The organism is Acinetobacter sp. LipI_15 (assembly GCF_058242865.1).
Genome location: NZ_JBZAYN010000001.1, coordinates 1,468,718 through 1,487,425 on the forward strand (window position 1 = coordinate 1,468,718; position 18,708 = coordinate 1,487,425).

General features: G+C 39.1%; 19 protein-coding genes. 11 read left to right on the forward strand and 8 right to left on the reverse strand.

Annotation, left to right across the window (positions count from 1 at the left end; all coding sequences use genetic code 11):
* Positions 1–139: 139 nt before the first annotated feature.
* Entirely contained in the window at positions 140–631 is a 492-nt protein-coding gene (locus AC4CU0_RS07100; RefSeq protein WP_490742782.1) for a hypothetical protein, read from the forward strand.
* A gap of 206 nt (positions 632–837) precedes the next feature.
* Entirely contained in the window at positions 838–1,440 is a 603-nt protein-coding gene (locus tag AC4CU0_RS07105) for a nitroreductase family protein (RefSeq protein ID WP_490742783.1), read from the forward strand.
* Positions 1,441–1,594: 154 nt separating this feature from the next.
* Here AC4CU0_RS07105 and AC4CU0_RS07110 read toward each other — a convergent pair whose 3' ends face one another.
* Positions 1,595–3,382 (reverse strand): acyl-CoA dehydrogenase, encoded by a 1,788-nt coding sequence (locus AC4CU0_RS07110; protein WP_490742784.1) that lies wholly within the window; start codon positions 3,380–3,382, stop codon positions 1,595–1,597.
* 122 nt (positions 3,383–3,504) lie between these two features.
* Here AC4CU0_RS07110 and AC4CU0_RS07115 point away from each other — a divergent pair, with 122 nt between their 5' ends.
* Positions 3,505–4,491, forward strand: a complete 987-nt coding sequence (locus tag AC4CU0_RS07115; RefSeq protein WP_490742785.1) for a GlxA family transcriptional regulator — start codon at positions 3,505–3,507, stop codon at positions 4,489–4,491.
* Positions 4,492–4,498: 7 nt separating this feature from the next.
* On the opposite strand, the gene AC4CU0_RS07120 is transcribed toward AC4CU0_RS07115, so the two are convergent.
* From AC4CU0_RS07120 to AC4CU0_RS07140, 5 genes are all read right to left on the reverse strand, one after another.
* Positions 4,499–5,698: an MFS transporter gene (locus tag AC4CU0_RS07120; RefSeq protein ID WP_490742786.1), complete on the reverse strand. Its 1,200-nt coding sequence runs from the start codon at positions 5,696–5,698 to the stop codon at positions 4,499–4,501.
* A complete protein-coding gene (locus AC4CU0_RS07125; protein ID WP_490743475.1) occupies positions 5,682–6,131 on the reverse strand; it encodes a MarR family winged helix-turn-helix transcriptional regulator in 450 nt (149 codons plus the stop codon). Before AC4CU0_RS07125 ends, AC4CU0_RS07120 begins: the two co-directional genes overlap by 17 nt.
* A 187-nt stretch (positions 6,132–6,318) precedes the next feature.
* Entirely contained in the window at positions 6,319–7,092 is a 774-nt protein-coding gene (locus AC4CU0_RS07130) for a DUF805 domain-containing protein (RefSeq protein WP_180085043.1), read from the reverse strand.
* Between the two features lie 139 nt (positions 7,093–7,231).
* Complete coding sequence (locus AC4CU0_RS07135; protein ID WP_078190973.1) at positions 7,232–7,786, reverse strand: thermonuclease family protein; 555 nt, start codon at positions 7,784–7,786, stop codon at positions 7,232–7,234.
* Positions 7,787–8,002: 216 nt separating this feature from the next.
* Positions 8,003–8,920 (reverse strand): LysR family transcriptional regulator, encoded by a 918-nt coding sequence (locus AC4CU0_RS07140; RefSeq protein WP_490742787.1) that lies wholly within the window; start codon positions 8,918–8,920, stop codon positions 8,003–8,005.
* A gap of 93 nt (positions 8,921–9,013) precedes the next feature.
* On the opposite strand from AC4CU0_RS07140, the gene AC4CU0_RS07145 reads away from it, so the two are divergent.
* The 5 genes from AC4CU0_RS07145 to AC4CU0_RS07165 all read left to right on the forward strand — a co-directional run bounded on the left by AC4CU0_RS07145 (position 9,014) and on the right by AC4CU0_RS07165 (position 14,286).
* Entirely contained in the window at positions 9,014–10,255 is a 1,242-nt protein-coding gene (locus AC4CU0_RS07145) for an acyl-CoA dehydrogenase family protein (RefSeq protein ID WP_490742788.1), read from the forward strand.
* A 110-nt stretch (positions 10,256–10,365) separates the two neighbouring features.
* Entirely contained in the window at positions 10,366–11,487 is a 1,122-nt protein-coding gene (locus AC4CU0_RS07150) for a phosphotransferase family protein (RefSeq protein ID WP_168377545.1), read from the forward strand.
* Entirely contained in the window at positions 11,484–12,182 is a 699-nt protein-coding gene (locus AC4CU0_RS07155) for a histidine phosphatase family protein (protein WP_078193820.1), read from the forward strand. Before AC4CU0_RS07150 ends, AC4CU0_RS07155 begins: the two co-directional genes overlap by 4 nt.
* A gap of 19 nt (positions 12,183–12,201) precedes the next feature.
* Positions 12,202–12,945 carry an SDR family oxidoreductase gene (locus AC4CU0_RS07160; RefSeq protein ID WP_180134707.1) on the forward strand — a complete coding sequence of 248 codons (744 nt, stop codon included), beginning with the start codon at positions 12,202–12,204 and terminating at the stop codon, positions 12,943–12,945.
* 294 nt (positions 12,946–13,239) lie between these two features.
* Positions 13,240–14,286, forward strand: a complete 1,047-nt coding sequence (locus AC4CU0_RS07165; RefSeq protein WP_490742789.1) for a fatty acid desaturase — start codon at positions 13,240–13,242, stop codon at positions 14,284–14,286.
* Between the two features lie 26 nt (positions 14,287–14,312).
* On the opposite strand, the gene AC4CU0_RS07170 is transcribed toward AC4CU0_RS07165, so the two are convergent.
* The gene (locus AC4CU0_RS07170; RefSeq protein ID WP_490742790.1) at positions 14,313–15,716 is read right to left on the reverse strand and encodes an alpha/beta hydrolase-fold protein; all 1,404 of its coding nucleotides are present in this window, start codon (positions 15,714–15,716) and stop codon (positions 14,313–14,315) included.
* A gap of 218 nt (positions 15,717–15,934) precedes the next feature.
* Here AC4CU0_RS07170 and AC4CU0_RS07175 point away from each other — a divergent pair, with 218 nt between their 5' ends.
* Together AC4CU0_RS07175 and AC4CU0_RS07180 are read left to right on the forward strand one after the other, a co-directional pair.
* Complete coding sequence (locus AC4CU0_RS07175; RefSeq protein WP_490742791.1) at positions 15,935–16,651, forward strand: SGNH/GDSL hydrolase family protein; 717 nt, start codon at positions 15,935–15,937, stop codon at positions 16,649–16,651.
* Between the two features lie 39 nt (positions 16,652–16,690).
* Positions 16,691–17,299: a uracil-DNA glycosylase family protein gene (locus AC4CU0_RS07180; protein WP_490742792.1), complete on the forward strand. Its 609-nt coding sequence runs from the start codon at positions 16,691–16,693 to the stop codon at positions 17,297–17,299.
* Between the two features lie 107 nt (positions 17,300–17,406).
* Here AC4CU0_RS07180 and AC4CU0_RS07185 read toward each other — a convergent pair whose 3' ends face one another.
* Entirely contained in the window at positions 17,407–17,844 is a 438-nt protein-coding gene (locus AC4CU0_RS07185) for a hypothetical protein (protein ID WP_180152907.1), read from the reverse strand.
* 162 nt (positions 17,845–18,006) lie between these two features.
* Here AC4CU0_RS07185 and AC4CU0_RS07190 point away from each other — a divergent pair, with 162 nt between their 5' ends.
* On the forward strand, positions 18,007–18,651 hold the full coding sequence (locus tag AC4CU0_RS07190) for a class I SAM-dependent methyltransferase (protein ID WP_490743476.1): 645 nt from the start codon (positions 18,007–18,009) through the stop codon (positions 18,649–18,651).
* The last annotated feature ends 57 nt before the right edge of the window (positions 18,652–18,708 follow it).

Consider the following 18,708-nt stretch of genomic DNA (forward strand, 5'->3'; position numbering starts at 1 on the left):
AGCGAGTAATTCATTGGATTGGGCTTTGAATTCATTGGCACACTTGTTAAAATGCCTTTCTTTTTCTGTTTTCGTTGCTATTTGACATTTGTTTGAATAAATATTTGCAAGACAGTGTTTTATTTAAGGATTTCCCCCAATGCTCACCATCTATTTGACAGATGTCCAAAAGAACGTTCAATTTAAAGACTATCCGGGCGAGCATCCTGTTAAATTTGTTTTGAATTTTAAAAAGATTTTCCCAAGTGTTATGGAGCTTTTGCTACCAGTTTTGCCTGAAAATGGAAATCTAGAAGAAATGAGCTGGGAATCAACAACGGCAGATTTTGAAAAATTTAAATTGCTACTCAGTGGTTGGGGCGTAATCGAACTACGTTTGAATGCTATTGCCCAATATAAAGACCGTGCTTATGCAGATAACTTGGTAAAAAAAGCACAGCAAAAGCGCAAAGAATATAAAAAAGCACAGTCAAAATTACAAACTGTTGAACTGGATTATCTATTCATGCACGAAGTTCATGGTTTAATTGATGCAGAGTTGGTTGAGCTAGGTGAAAAATTCTATCTACCGACGTTACGTGAGCTTTGGAAAAACCAAGTGTCAGCGAATGTATTAGAAGCAAAATTCTAAACTGTACAAAGTTTTAGTCGAAAAATCCTCCGCTTAGGAGGATTTTTTATATGTACAGCAGAACTTCAGATTTACTTCGACAAGTGACTGTTTCATAGTGACCGATCTAGCAAGTAAAGCATTCAAAACATTTGGAAAGTCGCGAGACTTATCATTCCAAATGTTTCTGACTCATCTGCACATTTTATTTTAAAGGACCATTTTATATGTCAAATCAGTTTATTGACCTGATTAGCAAACGTCGCACTATTTATGCTATTGGGGACAATGTAAGCCAAAGCACAAAATATTTAACTGATTTGATCCAAACAGCGATTAAACAAAGCCCGTCTTCATTTAACTCACAATCTTCTCGTGCTGTTATTTTATTTAATGGTGAAAGCGAAAAATTTTGGGGCTTAGTCGCTGACAAATTAAAATCTTATGCTAAAGATGAAGCAAGTGCTGCGAAGACCATGGCTAAAATGGCAAGTTTTTCAGCAGGTTTGGGTACAGTTCTGTTCTTTGAAGATTTAGAGGTGGTCAGTGGCCTACAAGCACAGTTTCCTTCTTATGCAGAAAACTTTCCGATTTGGGCTGAACATTCAACTGCAATCGCCCAATTTGCAACTTGGACTGCGTTGCATACCGAAGGTTTAGGCGCATCACTACAGCATTACAACCCAATTGTGGATGAACAAGTGCATGCTGAATGGGACATTCCTGCGCATTGGAAACTTCGTGCTCAATTGGTTTTTGGTTCAGTGGAAGGTGAAGCGAAAGAAAAAGGCTATATGGATGATGCCGTTCGTTTTAAAGTCTTCCAATAATTACGGCATATAGCACTCAATTTTGATAAAAAAGGAACGAAAGCTAAGTTCCTTTTTTATTGCAGTTTTATTGAAATAGATAGGGTTGGACAAGATTTTCATCCGTGAAAACCTTGTCCAGATTAGCCCATTGAGGACTGAGCTAAACGGGTGGCTAGAACCAGCTTTCTTGCATGTTGAGGCAAGTATCATCAAGTTCTAGCAATAACTTGGCTTGGTGCTCTATTTCAGGTAATTCCCAGCGGATAAAATATTGCGCGGCTTGTAATTTACCTGCTAAGAATTGTTGATCTTCAGCTAAATCTGAATGTTCAAATTTCACAAGGGCTTGATTGGCCATTTCAAGCCATAGCCATGAAATGATGACTTTGCCCATCATGTCTAGATACAAGGCAGAATTACCCAGTGCCTGATCGAAACGACCTTGGGCGAGGACTTGTCCCAAACTTTGTGTGGTTTTCTTCACCGTGTTTAAATGCGCTGAAAAAATTGCTGCAAGCGCTTGAGTTTTAGCATGTTGAGCTTGATCAATCGTATTTTGCATACGTTGTAATAACAGCATCAAACCTTTGCTGTTGTGCTGCCAAAGCTTACGACCCAACAAATCCAAAGATTGAATCCCAAATGTACCTTCATGGATCGGATTTAAGCGATTGTCACGATAGCATTGTTCAAGTGGATATTCACGGGTATAGCCCGCACCACCTAAAACTTGGATGGCTAAATCATTGGCTTTTGGACCATAGGCAGAAGGGAATGATTTGACGACAGGAATAATTAAGTCTAATAACAACGCACTGTCTTCATTGTTAGTGGCTTGATGTTCATCAATTAATCGTGCAGCAAATAGGCATAATGCAAGTGCGCCTTCCACATAGGATTTTTGCGCCAAAAGCATCCGTTTAACATCTGTATGTTGAATGATATTGACAGGTTTTGTGGCAGGATTTTTATCTAAAACTAAGCGGCCTTGTGGACGGTTTTTGGCATATTCGAGCGACTCTAAATAGCCACGGTATCCAATCATGGCTGCACCTAAGCCGACACCGACTCGTGCTTCATTCATCATCTTAAACATATATTTAAGACCAGCACCTGCTTCACCAATCAGATAGCCTGTACATTGGTCTTTTTCACCAAAGCTCAGTACCGTCGATGTTGTACCTCGGTAGCCCATTTTATGTAATAAGCCGGCCAGTTGAACGTCATTGGCGCCTGCAAGTGAACCATCGCTCAGGGTTTTAAACTTCGGAACAATAAACAGCGATATACCTTTCACGCCCTGAGGTGCATCTTGGATGCGAGCAAGGACCAAATGGACAATATTTTCAGTGATGTCTTGGTCACCTCCTGAAATAAACATCTTTTGGCCTTTGATAAGGTAAGTACCATCGGCTTGTGGTATGGCTTTTGTGGTCAAATCACCCAAAGATGAACCCACATCAGGTTCAGTCATGGCCATCGTTCCAGCAAAGCGACCACTGAACATATGCGGTACAAACATATCTTTTTGTTCAGTCGTACCGAAAGCTTGAATTACATTTGCAGCCGCAGCGGTTAGAAATGAATAAGCCACTGACGATGGATTTGCTGACATGAAATAAGCATTTGCAGCCATGTTAATTAAAGTCGGAAGTTGCATACCGCCTGCATCATAATCATGCTGCGCACAAAGTAGGCCGGCATCTGCAAATTGCTTCCATGCCGTTTTGACTTCTGTAATAGTTTTAACCTGTTGACCATCAAACGTAGGTTCGTTTTGATCGGCTGTTGCGTTATGGGGTGCAAAAAAGTCTTGAGCAATACCTTGTGCAGTTTCTAGGATGCTTTTGAAGGTTTCAGCATCATGCTCAGCAAAACGTGGGTTATGCGTTAAGTCTTGCGCTTTAAACACGTCAAATAGCAAAAAATTTAAATCTTTGTCATTGATTAACTGCGCCATTGATCAATCTCTAATCGGGTCGAATTTTATGGCTTAAGCCTAGCAGTTGATTTTTAGATATAAAATTGTCAATAATGACACTTAATAAGTCAAAAATGACATTTTGATAATTTGAACTTTAAATGAAGAAAATCATAATTTTAGCATTTGATGGTGCTTTGGCTTCTGCGATAACAGGGGTTGTTGATCTCTTTGCAATGGCGGGAGTCAGTTGGAGCCGGATTCAAAAACAAAATGTGCAGCGGCTATTTCAGGTTAAAATTGCCTCACAACATGGTCAAGCTGTGCAATGTATTAATGGCATCAAGCTTTATGCAGATTTAGCATTTTCTGAAATAACAGATGCAGATGTCATCATTGTCCCAACGATAGGCGCGGCGATTTTAGATGTTTTAGCGCAAAATTCAGCACTGATCGAATTATTAAAAACTCGGCAATTGCAGAGCGGACTGATCGCAGGAAATTGTACGGGTAATTTTTTTCTGGCAGAAGCAGGGCTTTTAGATGGTAAGCAGGCAACGACGCATTGGGGCTTTCAGCAAATGTTTAGTGAACGCTATCCTTTGGTGAAACTGAATGCAGATCAGCTCATTAGCCATGATCAAAATATTTACTGTGCTGGAGGTGGCTTAGCATGGTTTGATTTGGGACTGCACCTAATCGAACGTTTTTATGGTTTTGAAACGGCAATCCACACGGCAAAATCATTTGTACTGGATTATCGTCGTGACAGTCAGTTGTCCTATTCATTATTGAAAATATCTAAACCGCATCAGGATGGTTTAGTGCAAAAAGTTCAAGATTGGTTGGAACAGCATTATCATGAAAATATAGTCTTAGATGAACTTGCGGCGCAGTTTAATGTGACAACGAGGACATTGATTCGACATTTTAAAGGCGCTTTGGATATTCCACCGAATCAATACTTACAATCGATACGTATTGAAGCTGCACGAAAGCGTTTAGAAGAAACGGGACATGCTTTAGATCTGATTATGCGAGATGTTGGCTATAGTGACCCAAGCTCATTTCGACGGTTATTTCAGAAAAAAACTGGGCTGAGCCCCTTAGAATATCGTCGACGTTTCAGCCGACGATTTGATGTTTAAATACAGTTTAAGCGGTTCGAACGGCATAACGACCATGTAAAATGTAGTAGGCACCAATACATGCAAAGGCAGCAAATGCGCTATACAAGTACAATTGTGAGTAGCCAATATGATCGAGCAATTTACCGATAAAGTATGGTCCAAAGCCTAAACCGGCATCTAAAAAGATAAAGAAAGTTGAAGTGGCAAAGCCCATACGTTCAAGCGGTGCACTTTTTACCGCAACTGTTTGGCAGACCGACTGAATATTGCCATAACCGAGTCCAAGTAGGCTTGCACAAAGTAAAAGCATCCATGAACTCTGAGTGATGCTGAGTAATACCAATGCCACGCCCATAATCACAAAAGCAGGGTAGATCACTACATTTTCACCTTTACGGTCCATCAACGGGCCAGTAAATGGGCGAGAAATTAAAATCGCAATGGCATACATCAAAAAGAAAAACGAGGCTGTTTCAACCAAATCGATTTCTTTGGCATAGAAGTTAATGAAAGACAATACGCCTGAATAGCAGATTGAAGCGAAAAGCATGATGAACGATATCGGTAATGCTTTAGGTTCTACAAATTGAGCAATCCAACTCGGTTTTTTGACAGCTTCAACAGTATCGAGGGATTTATTGATTTTGGGTAAATCGGGCACTTGAATCAGCAAGGCAATCAATAGGCAGCTCAATGCGATAATCGTAGAAACGATAAAAATCGCGTGATAACCAATGTGTAACATCATCCAAATGGCAAGAAATGGCCCAATAGCTGTACCTAAAGTACTACTCATGCTGTAGTAGCCAATGCCTTCACCGCGACGTGTAGCCGGTAAGATTTGAGCAATTAAGGTACCCAGCACTGTTGATGCCATACCCATCATAAAGCCATGCATAAAGCGTATGAAAAGCAACATGCCGACGCCAAACTGAATGAAGTAAAAACCAGAAAAGACTAAAAAGCCAATTAAACCAACGATCAGTGTTGTTTTACGACCAAAACGTTCTAGGAACTTACCCACCAATAAACGCCCGACCAATGTGCCGACAATGAACAAGCCTGAAACTAAACCTGCTTGGGCTGTAGTCGCACCCAATTCAGCCACCGCATAGCCCACGATCACCACAACCAAGAGATAAAAGGTTAAAACCAATTGGAAGTTAATGGCGCTGACTAAAATAAAATTTCGAGTCCAAAGTGGTGCTTTATCTTGCATGATCATCACCTACAGTGTTTTGTTCAAGTTCTTGCATGACACGGTGTAAAATTTGAATGGCGTGTTGGATATCTTGGCTTGCTAATGGCGCGATCAGGCGCTGCTCAAAGGCATCTATGTCTTTTGCACATTGCTGAAATAACTCACGTCCAGTCTCGCTGAGCATCATTTTCTTTTGACGTTTATCGTCAGTTTGCACATGTGCCAAAATATCCATCTGTGCAAGAATTTTGACTCGCTTTGTGATAGATGGCTTGGATACATTTAAATATTCCGCTATTTCAATAGATGTACAAGCGGTTTTTTCACGGATGACAAACATGACTTGCCAAAGTGAATAGTTCAATTGATAGGGCAATAAAATCGTGTTGATTTCATCACTCATCAAACGCGCACAGCGTAGAAGTGAAGAGCGGAAACCTAATGTGGAATTCATGATAGTTAACTAGGGTAACTAAATTATCGCAACTTTACGCCTAATTTATTTTGAATTCAAGTGAACAACTTAAAGCATAAATAACAGGTATAAAAAAACCTGTGCGCACACAGGTTTTCTTGCATAACATTTCATATAAAGCTTATCGTTCAATGCATATCGTTGAATTGATACTTTAAACAATACGGGTTTATTCTACAGAAGCTTCTGCAGCTGCAATTGCAGCATCTTCCGCTGAACTGTCTGCATTTTCTGAAATTTCTACACTTTCACCATCTGCATAAGCAAGTTCTTCACCTTCTGATTCAGCTTGCTCTAAATAAGCCGCAATTTGTTCATCCGTTAATTCAGGTTCACCTTCAGACATCATCGCTTGTTCTTGTAATTGTGCTTGTTCTAAATTGTTCATCATACTTTGCATATTAAACATCAATGGGATCATGACCAATAAATAAACAATCATCAGGATCAGATACAGTGACCCAATAACTTTCTCTGTTTGTTCCGTTGGACGTTTTATGCCATATTTATTTTCACCTTCGGTGCCTTTTGCAGCCATCACATAAATGCTAAAGATGGTACCGACCAGGGGGATGAGAAAAATTAAACAGAGCCAACCGCTTTTATTTAGATCATGTAAACGACGAATCGTAATGCAGATCATTGCGACAAACATTGCAATAATGGAAACGACAATGAGAGCGATCGCACTGAGTCCTAAAAATGAATTAAAAAGTGCTTCAATACTACGTTCTGCTGAATTGAAAAATGCAAAAAGACCTAGCGCGACGCTGATGCCCAATAGGCAGGTATAAATCATACTAATGATAAATAACCACGCTAAATAGGACAGGCGGCCAAAACGTCCTTCAGGAGACAGTGGATGATCGGCTTTTTGAATTTGAGGCTGAATATTTTGATCTTGTTGAAACGGATTCAATTCGCTTGAAGTAAGTTCAGTCATTATTATTCCAATTTTAATTATCTAATGTATTTTCTATGCCCCAAAGGGCAGCATTATTGTATAGCGAAGTAAAAAAAGGTCAAATATTAGACATGGCTAAGTCATCAAATATTCCTTAGCCATGCTGCAATGTGGTCTGTTATTTATGTAATTTACGATACTCTTTAGGGCGCATTGGACGACTGGCTTTCCACAAACCTTTCTTTTGTTTACGTGCTTTGCTTTGTAAATTCATCATATAGTTCAAATGCTTTTGGTCACGGATGTATTCTTCGTATACCCATGCAGCCCCACGTTTTACCATCTCTTCATTCATGCATTTACGATAGCGATAAATGACCCCAACGCAGCGGCCATAACGGTCTACATCAGTGATTTTTACACGGACAAATTTTTTATAAACCATGGATTTGATCAGTCGAGCGGACTCTTTTCCGTAGGCTTGTGTCGATTCTGGCGCATCCACATAAGCAAAACGCAGTTTGGTTTTAGAACGTCTCAGATTCATCCGATAGCAGGTGAGGGTATCGCCATCACTAATGTCGGATACACGGCAGAGGTAAGATTTTCCTTTCTTAAAAGGTTGAAAAAAATCCTTTAAGAAAATGGTGACTTTATAAAGAACATAGACTGTGATCAGGCACAAAACTGCACCTAACGCCATGAGCCAATTCGCGGAAAGATTTGAAAGCATACACAATGATATGAACGAGGTCATATCGCATAAAAACAGGAATTTAGATTTTATAAGAACTCATGATTTATGGCTGTCGAATAAACCGGCGGTCAGTTAAAAATACATTAAATAATCAGCATTTGATCTATAAATATACAGCAAGTTTCATCACGCAGAATTAAATCTAAATCCATGTAAATAGCCTAAGCAAGCTGACATATCATCATAAATAGCCTAAGCAAATATTTTAGAAATTTCGCTTCGCAAAAAAACATGCCGTGAATTTAATTCTAAATCATTATGCCAATACATTCCTAGTTTAATTTCCGGCAAGTCTACAGGTACATCAAAAATATTCAGTTCGGGAGCAACCTGTAAATGCGTCAAAATATTTTGCGGAATCGTTAATATTGCCTTGGGTTGCTGTGCCAAAATTTGTAGCGCAGTAGAGTAATGCTGACAGCGTAAAAAAATCTCTCTAGAGTGTTTTTTACGATTTAAATAAATATCCTCGACTAATACACCTGCACGTCGGGAAGAAACCCCAATGTGAGGAGCAGAAAGATAAATAGACTCATCCATCTTAGGGTGTTGACTACAAATCACGAATTGGTCTTCAACTAAGGTTTGAAAATTAATCTTTTCACCAAAGTTTTGCTCAAGGTCAATCGCAAAATCAATTTGCTGTGCAGCAAGGTCAGCCACAATGGTTTTGCGGTCTAATTTGATACTGGAAAATTGAATCTGAAACTGCTGCTGTTGAAAGTGTTCAACTAACTTGGGAAAAATGATCGGTTCAATTTCATCATGTACCGCAATTTTCAAGCTCTGTACCATTGAAGGAGTAAATTGTTGTTTTTGGATAGAAATGCTTTGAATCGCAATAAGCGCATTTTTAATTACTGGATAAATCTGCTCAGCAAATGGGGTCGGAAGCATTTTTGCTCCAGCACGTACAAATAAGTCATCTTGTAAATGTTGTCTTAACCGTTGAAGTGCATGACTCGCTGCAGATTGAGTAATACACAAAATTTGCGCAGCTTTTGAAATGCTTTTTTGTTCATAAATTGCGATATACAGCGGATATAAATTGATATCCATACGGTGGAAAACACCCATATCGATGACGGTATTTTTATGAATACTATTCATGTTCATCTATTGAATTAAATCATTTTGTTCATATTAGATTTCAGGTTATGGTGTTGTAAAGCGTAAAGAACATAATATTTAAAGGATGTTGTCATGTTTGAACTTTCTGCACGTGCACAAGATTATATTGAAAGAACAAAAAAATTTATTAAAGATGAAATTGAGCCTGTAGAAACTGAGTTTTGGGCAGAAGTTCATGAGTTGAACCAAGGTGGTGATTGGACCAAATGGCAATGGCCAGCACAGTTAGAGGTTTTAAAGGATAAAGCCAAAGCTGCAGGCTTATGGAATATGTTTTTACCATGTGCTGAACTTGGGCAAGGCTTATCTGTACAAGAATATGCACACATCGCAGAACTTTCAGGCCGTAGTTTACTTGCACCCACGGTATTCAATTGCAATGCACCAGACAGCGGCAATATGGAAGTGATTTGGCGTTATGGTACCGAAGAACAAAAGCAGCAATGGTTAACACCATTACTAGACGGCACAATCCGTTCGGTATTTTGTATGACAGAACCTGCTGTTGCTTCAAGTGATGCCACCAATATGGAAGCTACGGCTGTCGTTGAAGGCGACGAAATTGTATTGAATGGCCGTAAGTGGTGGTCTTCAGGTTTAGGTGATCCTAATGCCAAAATCATTATTTTTATGGCGCATACACCAGATGAAAGCAAAGACCGTCATCATCAGCATTCTATGGTTTTAGTACCTGTTGAAACTGCTGGAGTCAAAATCGAACGTATGTTACCTGTGTTTGGCGACTATGATGCGCCACATGGACATGGTGAAATTAGCTTCACAAATGTTCGTGTTCCTGTTGCAAACTTTATTGGCGGCGCAGGTCAAGGTTTTGAAATTGCACAAGGTCGTTTAGGCCCAGGCCGTATTCATCATTGTATGCGTTGTATTGGTGCTGCCGAAAAATCGCTAGAACTGATGATTGACCGCGGTATGAGCCGTACTGCTTTTGGTAAAGAAATTTTAAAACTCGGTGGCAATTTAGAACGCGTAGCAGAAGCACGTGTTGCGATTGATCAGGCACGTTTACTGACCCTTTATGCAGCATATAAAATGGATACTCTAGGGAATATGGCTGCATTAACCGAGATTTCGGCAATTAAAGTGGTTGCGCCGAGTGTCTTAGAAAAAGTTGTCGATATGGCGATTCAAATCCACGGTGGTGCAGGGGTTTCTCGAGATACACCGCTCACAGGTTTCTTTGCGCAAGCACGTTCACTGCGTTTGGCCGATGGCCCTGATGAAGTGCATAAAGGCATGATTGCAAAATTAGAATTGGCGAAGCGCGGTTATAGCAGCCGTCGTAAAAAATAAACAAGTTGTAGTCACATATTTGGCATGGCAACCCCGAGTTGTCCATGCTATAAAACTATAGAAAATTATATTTTTATCATCATGATAGATTCAAATTTAGGAAGAAAAGCATGTCAGTGATCGATGTAGGCGGTTCAGTTCGTGAGGGTGAAGAACTGGATGTACGTGCCGTAGGCAATTGGTTGATTGAACATGGCGTTGAAATAGAAGGGCCTGTTGAAGTCACTCAATATTCAGGTGGCGCATCAAATTGGACTTATCGCTTAAAATACGACAATGCTGATTTAATCTTACGTCGTCCACCGAAAGGTACCAAAGCCAAGTCTGCACATGATATGGCACGTGAATTTAACGTACAGAAAGCATTATCTGAATTTTATCCTGTACTCCCTGAAATGGTGGCGCTATGTCAGGATGAATCAGTGATTGGCTGTGATTTCTACGTGATGAAGCGCGTAGAAGGCATCATTCCACGTGCAAACTTACCCAAAGAATTAAATTTTGATGAAAGCCAAGTTCGAGCGTTATGTACCAACGTCATCGACAAGTTAATTGAACTGCATCAAGTGCCATATGAAGGCACAGCTTTAGAAAAAATAGGCAAGGGCGACGGCTACTGTCGTCGTCAAGTGGAAGGTTGGGACGCACGCTATGAAAAAGCCAAAACCTTAAATGTTCCTTCGTTTAAATATGTCCGTAATTGGCTCAAAGACAATATTCCTGCTGACTCTAAAACCTGTGTAATTCATAACGATTGGCGTTTTGACAACGTCATTTTAGATCCAAATGATCCTACCCAAGTGATTGGCGTATTGGATTGGGAAATGGCAACGCTTGGCGATCCACTGATGGACTTAGGTTCAGCTTTAGCGTATTGGGTTGAAAGTGGCGATAACGCAATTTTTAAAGCGACTCGACGCCAGCCGACTAACTTGAAAGGTATGTTTAGTCGTAAAGAAGTCGTTGAATATTACTTAGAAAAAACTGGTCTACAAACAGACAACTGGACATTTTATGAAGTGTTCGGCATTTTCCGTTTAGCCGTAATCGCACAGCAAATTTATTACCGCTTTTACCACAAACAAACCAATAATCCGGCATTCAAAGATTTTTGGATTGTGATCCATGCTTTACATATTCGTGCCTTAAAACTTATCGGTTTGCAAAAACTTGAAGCCAATGATGTAGCGCAAAAGTACATTGAAAAAATGAAGGATATTTTAGGGAAATGACCACGATATATTTAATTCGGCACGGTCAGGCTTCTTTTGGTGCAGAAAGCTATGACAAGCTTTCTCCCAATGGTGAGCTACAGGCTAAGGTGCTGGGACAGTATTTCGACCGTATTTTAAAAGAAAGTCCTTATGTGGTTGCAGGCTCCATGCAACGTCATCAACAAACAGCCAATCTTGCATTGGCTGAATGCTTTCCAGAAGCACAAGTTGATACAGATAACGCGTGGAATGAATTTAATCATCAGCAAGTTTTTGCTCAATATGAACCTCGATTTAACCAACCGCATTTATTAAAAGAAGATGTATCTAAGCATGAAAACCCACGTGCTTATTTATCGAAAATTTTTGAAGGCGCCATTGAGCGTTGGACAGGTGGAGAATTTCATCATGAATATGATGAATCTTGGCCACATTTTAAAAGTCGAGTCGAAACAGCGCTAGAAAAGTTATGCACTCAACTGGCTGAAACCAAACCACGCTATGCTGTTGTGTTTAGTTCAGGTGGAGTGATCTCCGTTGCCGTAGGTAAAATTTTAGGGCTGAGTCCAGAAAAAACATTTGCACTCAATTGGGCCATTGCCAATACCAGTATGACAACACTGCGTTTGGTTGGAAATGAACCGCAATTACTCAGTTTAAATGAACACCATTTTATAAAAGCAGTTGATCCAAATTTATTAACTTGGATCTAAGATAAACAAAGGAATTATCATGGCTAAAACAATTTTAATTACAGGTGCAAGCTCAGGGATTGGTGCAGGAATGGCACGCGAGTTTGCACAAAAAGGCTACAACTTGGCCATTTGCGCACGTCGTTTAGAGCGTCTAGAAACGCTAAAAAATGAACTGGAAAGCCAATATGGCATCAAAGTGGTTGCGAAAACCCTCGATGTCACAAATTACGATCAAGTGTTTGAAGTATTCCGTGCCTTTAAAGCAGATTTTGGCAGTATTGATCGTGTTATTGTCAACGCAGGTGTCGGTGAAGGTCGTCGTATTGGTAAAGGTAATTTTGAAATTAACCGCGCCACAGTTGAAACCAACTTTATCTCTGCTTTGGCGCAATGCGAAGCTGCGGTTGAAATTTTCCGTAGCCAAAATGCAGGGCATTTGGTGGTGATTTCGTCGATGAGTGCTATGCGTGGTATGCCTAAACATTTAACGGCTTATGGTGCAAGTAAAGCAGGTGTTGCTGCTCTAGCTGAAGGTATTCGTGCAGAACTGATTGATACCCCAATTAAAGTGACGACTATTTTCCCTGGTTATATTCGTACAGAGATCAATGAAGGTGCGAAAAAACTGCCATTTGAAGTCGATGAAAAAACTGGTTCACATCTTTTAGCAAAAGCCATTGAGAAAGCACCGGTTAAAGCTTATGTACCACAATGGCCCTGGTTGCCTTTAGGTCTTGCAATGAAAGTATTGCCGTTAAAGATCGTGAATAAATTGGGTTAAACCTTTATGCAATAATAAAGCTCCAATTTTGGGGCTTTTTTATTCTCAAATGATCTTCACCTTCCTCTGTAGGTTAAAAAGGAATACATAAAACCTGTGATCAAAAGACATTAAAAGCAGCCGATTTTGCAAAGAAAAATTGGAGTAATTACTCAGATTATTTATAAATAAGATATTGAAAATAAATAAAATGTTGAATATTTGAACAGACGATGATTTGTTCTCAAAATAGCGATTTCCTTTTTTTTAATTTGCTTTAATGTACAACTGTTCATTAATTTTTAGGTTTGTACTATGTCTATGTCTTCCGATATGACAGATCAACAGCGAATTAACAAAGTCAGAACTGTCGTAACGAAAGCTGGTGAAGACTTACGTCAGCAATATCCCATTTTAAAACATCAAAACTTTATAGGCGCAGCCATCCTTATTTTTGCGCTACTGGGAATGTTGGGTTCAGCTTGGGCGTTTGCCGTTGGCATTTTACCGGCATGGGTTTGTGTGATTTTGGTGGCGATGTTTGCTTCACTGACACATGAATTAGAACATGACCTGATTCATTATATGTACTTTAAAAAGACGCCGTGGGCTCACCATCTCATGTTGGCCTTGGTGTGGTTAGCACGTCCGAATACCATTAGTCCTTGGGCACGTCGTCGTTTGCATCTCAACCACCATAAATATTCAGGTTCAGAATACGATTTGGAAGAACGGGGCATTAGTAATGGCATGCCGTGGGGTTTACGTCGTATATTGGTCATTAGCGATCAATTGATGACGGTGTATTTGCGCCCATTTCAAATGTTTAAAATGATAGGACAATTCATTGAAAAACAACCTGAAAAAGAACGTAAAACGGCATTGTTCTCTCAATTGACTGGATTTTTCCCTTTAAGTTTTGTTTATTACGGCATTTGGTATGTATTTGTCATTTATCATGTGGTGAATGGTATTGCTCCAATGTTAGGACAAAGTATTAGTTGGTCAGTTAATTTAGTAAAGTTAATTCCAACGATTAATTTTTTAGCTGTGATTTGGATTATTCCGAACTTTATACGTTCTTTCTGCTTACAATTTATCAGCTCAAATATGCATTATTATGGTGATATTGACCCACGCGATGTCATTAAACAAACTCAGGTGTTAAATCCGTGGTGGTTGTTCCCAATGCAATTATTTTGCTTTAACTTTGGTTCGACCCATGCCATCCACCATTTTGTGGTCAAAGAGCCGTTTTATATTCGTCATCTAACCGCAAAAACTGCACACCAAGTCATGCGTGAGGTTGGTGTACGTTTCAATGATTTTGGAACCTTTAAACGCATAAATCGCTGGAATTAAATCAGTACTAGCTTCAAAAAAAGCCCTCAATTGAGGGCTTTTTTATGATCTAAACTTTTATAAATTACTTGTGTGCAAAAAAAATGCTTGAGCGCATCTTGCAAGGCAACTTGCCATACCGCGTAGGAATGTCCGCCGATATATGATTGGTAATGCACATCATGACCTTTATTTTTTAAGTCGGCTGCAACAATAGGCGAAGTCTCTAAAATACTCAGTTCATTATTATTTCGAGAGCTTTCATAACTATTGGCAGTAATAAACCAATTCTGTTTAGGTTGTGAGGTTTTATCACGAATGATTTTACTCATGCCATTAGGGAGGTCTGTCGGCGCATTTTGCCACCAAAATGATCCAGATAACGGTACGACATGACTAATTTGATTTGGATTTTCTAAGGCTAAATAAGCTGAACTTAAACCGCCAAGACTTGACCCAAGTAGTACCGTTTTCTTCGAATCGACTTTTGCAGGTGCATTTTTTTGAATCCAAGGCATCAGTTCATCACTAAAAAATGCTGAAAATTTAGTATTTGGTGTTAATTCTTTCGGTCGTTCCTGATCGTTCGGTGGAGAAACAAAAATGGCTTGAATTGGCGGTAACTGACCTTGCTCAACTAATATATCTAATGCCTTTGGAACATTCAGCAACTCGTTATAATGCTGACCATCAAAAAATATAGCGGTGATATAGCTTTGATTTTTCTTAGCTTTAGATTGGTAAATTTGGATTTTACGTGAGTTATTCAAAATTTTGCTGTCTAGAACAAACTCTTGTAATTGGGGCTGGTGCACATTTGGATATTGTTTTGGATCAATAAAAGGCGGGGCATCTTTAAGCGCCACAAAATTTTCATTACGCAAGCCTGATGTATCATTACTTGCGAGATAAGTGTTTTTGTTGAAAGGATCAATGCGTTGTACCTGTATCACAGCACGGCGCTGTGTTCTTGATTCTTTAAGTTTTGGATTCAGATGCGGACAATAATTTGACAGATAACCTTCTAAGTTCGGTAAATCGACAGCAAAGCTATAACTGCCAATGTAACGATGATCAATAATCGATTCTTTAAACCAAATATCGGTATTTGGTAGGCGCGTTAACCATTCATGGTCATTACTCGGGCCACCAATAAGACGAACATTATGCTGCGCACCTTTCCATAAGAAAACTATGCGGCTATGTTGTTCATCATAGTTTTCGATGATTGGTGTACCCATAAGCTCTACACGCTTCCAAAAATCTTCAATAATTTGAGCATGTTGTTTTGGATTTTGATTTAACTGATGCTGTAGGTTTAATAATATTTGGCTTTGCGCTTTGACATCTTCACATGCAGCAGCATAGGGGAAATGTTTTTTTTCTGTTGTATCGGTTAAAGCGGGTGAATTTTGAGTTTGGGCAAAAGCAGAAGAAACAGCAACGCTCATAGAGCAAGCTAAAAAAAGTGGGGAAAGTTTTTTCATTGAAATAATAAAATAGGTAGGATGAAAACCAATAAATGATAATCATTATTAATATAAAAAACTAGCAATATGCCACTTTTAACAAAAGAAAACGTAGAAAAATTACAATAGAGTCAATGCTTTGTTTTTTAAACTATTTAAAATAATAAAGTCGACAAGCACTCAATCATCACCCAAATATTATGCTACTCAAAGTATCAACACTGCTGCTGTTACCTGCGTTACTGATCCAAGGTTACCGTGTGAAAAAAAATACCCCATGTTTAGCAGAACCGATGGGAGAACGTTGTGGGATGAGTGGTCAGGGTAATCGGCCATTATCGGTATTAATACTAGGTGATTCAGCAGCAGCAGGTGTCGGCGTCGAGCATCAGTCGGATGCGCTATTGGGACAATTGCTTAAAATTTTATCGCCTGATTATCAAGTTCACTTTTGCCTTGAAGCCACAACGGGGCATAACAGCCAGCAAATCATCAATGCTTTGGACAATGTCACTATGCAGAACTTTGATGTCGTGATCAGCTCTGTTGGTGTCAATGATGTCACAGCTTTAAAACAGCCAGACCAATGGTTGAACCTCCAGCAGCGTTTATATCAAGCTGTCGAGGAAAAGTTTCATCCACAGCTATTGATCATTTCAGGTGTGCCACCAATGGATGCGTTTCCAGCTTTACCGTTTCCATTGTCATGGCTATTTGGACAGTATTCACAAAAGATGAATGCGCTGTTAAAAAATTATATTAAAACAAAGCCTAATACGAAGCTAATTGAATACGATTTAAAAGAGTATCGTGAGAAAAACTTACAAATGGCCAAAGATGGCTTTCACCCGAGTAAAGAAATTTATGAATTATGGGCTGAAAAAATCGCGAAACACATCACTGAACAATTTTCATAGACATTTTATGATTCAACCACTGGGCGAAGTTAAATTTACATGAGCAAAGACATTTCCGACGCGAGTCCGCAAATCGAAACGCATCCTTTAGCGCCATTTTTGCCATCAAATGGGAAACTCTTGATGCTAGGGAGTTTTCCGCCACCCAAAACACGCTGGAAAATGGATTTTTATTATCCAAATTTTCAAAATGACATGTGGAAAATCTTTGGCCTATGTTTTTTTCAGGATAAAAATCATTTTCTCAATCTAGAGAGCAAAACTTTTAAAGAACAGCTCATTCGAGATTTTTTAAATGAAATAGGCATAGGCATTTTTGATACGGCCTATCAAGTGATTCGTTTGAAAGGCAATGCGTCAGACAAGTTTTTACAGATCCATCAGCAAACCGATATTGCGAAGCTTCTTACGCAGATGCCTAATTGCCATAGTATTATGACGACAGGAGACAAAGCGACTGATACTTTAATGCTCTCTATGCCAGAAAATACGGAAAAACCACACATTGGGCATGCTGTTCATACCGAATTTGCAGGCAGAGATTTGACTTTATACCGTATGCCATCATCATCTAGAGCTTATCCACTGGCACTGGAAAAAAAAGCTGAAGCCTACCAAAGCTTATTTAAAGATATAGGCTTACTTTAGGGAAGTTTGCGTTATTGTGAGATACCTTGAAATTTATGTCTCATTTAAACAGGCAAACATTCAATGATTAAAAGGTGGCATCTTAATAATGGATAAATGCAAACTCCTTAGCCATCATATTCAACATAATCCCAAAGGTTTAAACGCGCTTTAATTTCTTTGCGAATATGAGGCAGCATAGGCAGTAAAGTGCCATCGATCCATAAACTCAGAGTCTGGGACGAAACTTTTTTGTTTGCATCATCTACAATTTGTGCGCCTTTCACGATCACCAAAGTTTCTTCGCTAGCTGCAGTTTCAATGCCTTTAAATAAAAGCTGTAATTCATGACCTGTATCTTGGATTAACCATTCCAACTCAATTTGGATATTGTGATTAGATTTAAGCACAGCTTGCCCTTCAATCATGTCATTGTCAGATAAGCAGTCATGCTCAACCCGAACTTTCGACAAAAACCATTCTTGATGACCAAGTTCAGGAAGTGTCGTAAAAGGCGTTAAAATATCACTTAAATTAAATTGGCGGCTTAAATCAAAAAATTGCATTAGAAAACTTTAGGGGGAGATAAAACAAAATAAGAGGTGGATGTTAAAGCATCATCAAGTGTGAGTAAAACCTTTGCTTTTATTGAGATATTTTATGTATAAATAGCATTCAATCTATCTAAATTAAGTCTAAGAAAAATGAATTGCGAAAATAATATTCACATAAATGATGTGCACAGCCCTATAGACTTAAAAGATCCAATCGAAGCTAAACAATGGGCCGCTGAAGTGAATCTTAAACGACCGTGGCGTTATGACATCTTTCAAATGTATGTTGACTCTATTTTGGCTTTCAACCCGAATGCGCACGTGCTTGAACTCGGTTCAGGCCCAGGCTATTTGGCAGAGTTTTTAATCAATCATTGTCCAAATATAGATTACACAGCATTTGATTTTTCCGAAGCTATGCATGACTTGGCAAAAGAAAAATTAAGTGCAGCGCAACGCTTAAAATGTAATTTTATAACAGGGGATTTCAAACAATCTGCTTGGGAAGAATCACTTCATTTCAATGAGAAAAGCACCTTTGATGTGATTATTATTCATCAGGCCTTACATGAATTGAGGCATAAGGCGTATGCAGCAGAGTTTAATCGGACTGTAAAAACGTTGTTAAACACACAAGGCGTGTATTTTGTATGTGATCATTTATATGCACCACATGCACAGCAAAATCATGAGTTGTATATGTCAGTTGAGGAACATTTAGCCGCGCTGAAAGCAGCCAATTATGGCCAAGTGGAATGTCTGGGTGAAGTCAATGGTTTGGTTCTTTTCAAAAGCCAGCACTCATATGAACGAGACTGACTAAGACCGTTTTTGACTTGATCGAACTTATCAGATTATTTCAATAAATAGCCTCGA

Excerpts from the sequence above, each read along its gene's own strand:
- AC4CU0_RS07110 (WP_490742784.1), bottom strand. The coding sequence starts at position 3,382 with ATGGCGCAGTTAATCAATGACAAAGATTTAAATTTTTTGCTATTTGAC.
- AC4CU0_RS07120 (WP_490742786.1), bottom strand. The coding sequence starts at position 5,698 with ATGATCATGCAAGATAAAGCACCACTTTGGACTCGAAATTTTATTTTA.
- AC4CU0_RS07155 (WP_078193820.1), top strand. The coding sequence starts at position 11,484 with ATGACCACGATATATTTAATTCGGCACGGTCAGGCTTCTTTTGGTGCA.
- AC4CU0_RS07140 (WP_490742787.1), bottom strand. The coding sequence starts at position 8,920 with ATGAATAGTATTCATAAAAATACCGTCATCGATATGGGTGTTTTCCAC.
- AC4CU0_RS07150 (WP_168377545.1), top strand. The coding sequence starts at position 10,366 with ATGTCAGTGATCGATGTAGGCGGTTCAGTTCGTGAGGGTGAAGAACTG.
- AC4CU0_RS07165 (WP_490742789.1), top strand. The coding sequence starts at position 13,240 with ATGTCTATGTCTTCCGATATGACAGATCAACAGCGAATTAACAAAGTC.
- AC4CU0_RS07135 (WP_078190973.1), bottom strand. The coding sequence starts at position 7,786 with ATGCTTTCAAATCTTTCCGCGAATTGGCTCATGGCGTTAGGTGCAGTT.
- AC4CU0_RS07130 (WP_180085043.1), bottom strand. The coding sequence starts at position 7,092 with ATGACTGAACTTACTTCAAGCGAATTGAATCCGTTTCAACAAGATCAA.
- AC4CU0_RS07100 (WP_490742782.1), top strand. The coding sequence starts at position 140 with ATGCTCACCATCTATTTGACAGATGTCCAAAAGAACGTTCAATTTAAA.
- AC4CU0_RS07180 (WP_490742792.1), top strand. The coding sequence starts at position 16,691 with ATGAGCAAAGACATTTCCGACGCGAGTCCGCAAATCGAAACGCATCCT.
- AC4CU0_RS07160 (WP_180134707.1), top strand. The coding sequence starts at position 12,202 with ATGGCTAAAACAATTTTAATTACAGGTGCAAGCTCAGGGATTGGTGCA.
- AC4CU0_RS07115 (WP_490742785.1), top strand. The coding sequence starts at position 3,505 with ATGAAGAAAATCATAATTTTAGCATTTGATGGTGCTTTGGCTTCTGCG.
- AC4CU0_RS07185 (WP_180152907.1), bottom strand. The coding sequence starts at position 17,844 with ATGCAATTTTTTGATTTAAGCCGCCAATTTAATTTAAGTGATATTTTA.
- AC4CU0_RS07145 (WP_490742788.1), top strand. The coding sequence starts at position 9,014 with ATGTTTGAACTTTCTGCACGTGCACAAGATTATATTGAAAGAACAAAA.
- AC4CU0_RS07175 (WP_490742791.1), top strand. The coding sequence starts at position 15,935 with ATGCTACTCAAAGTATCAACACTGCTGCTGTTACCTGCGTTACTGATC.
- AC4CU0_RS07105 (WP_490742783.1), top strand. The coding sequence starts at position 838 with ATGTCAAATCAGTTTATTGACCTGATTAGCAAACGTCGCACTATTTAT.
- AC4CU0_RS07170 (WP_490742790.1), bottom strand. The coding sequence starts at position 15,716 with ATGAGCGTTGCTGTTTCTTCTGCTTTTGCCCAAACTCAAAATTCACCC.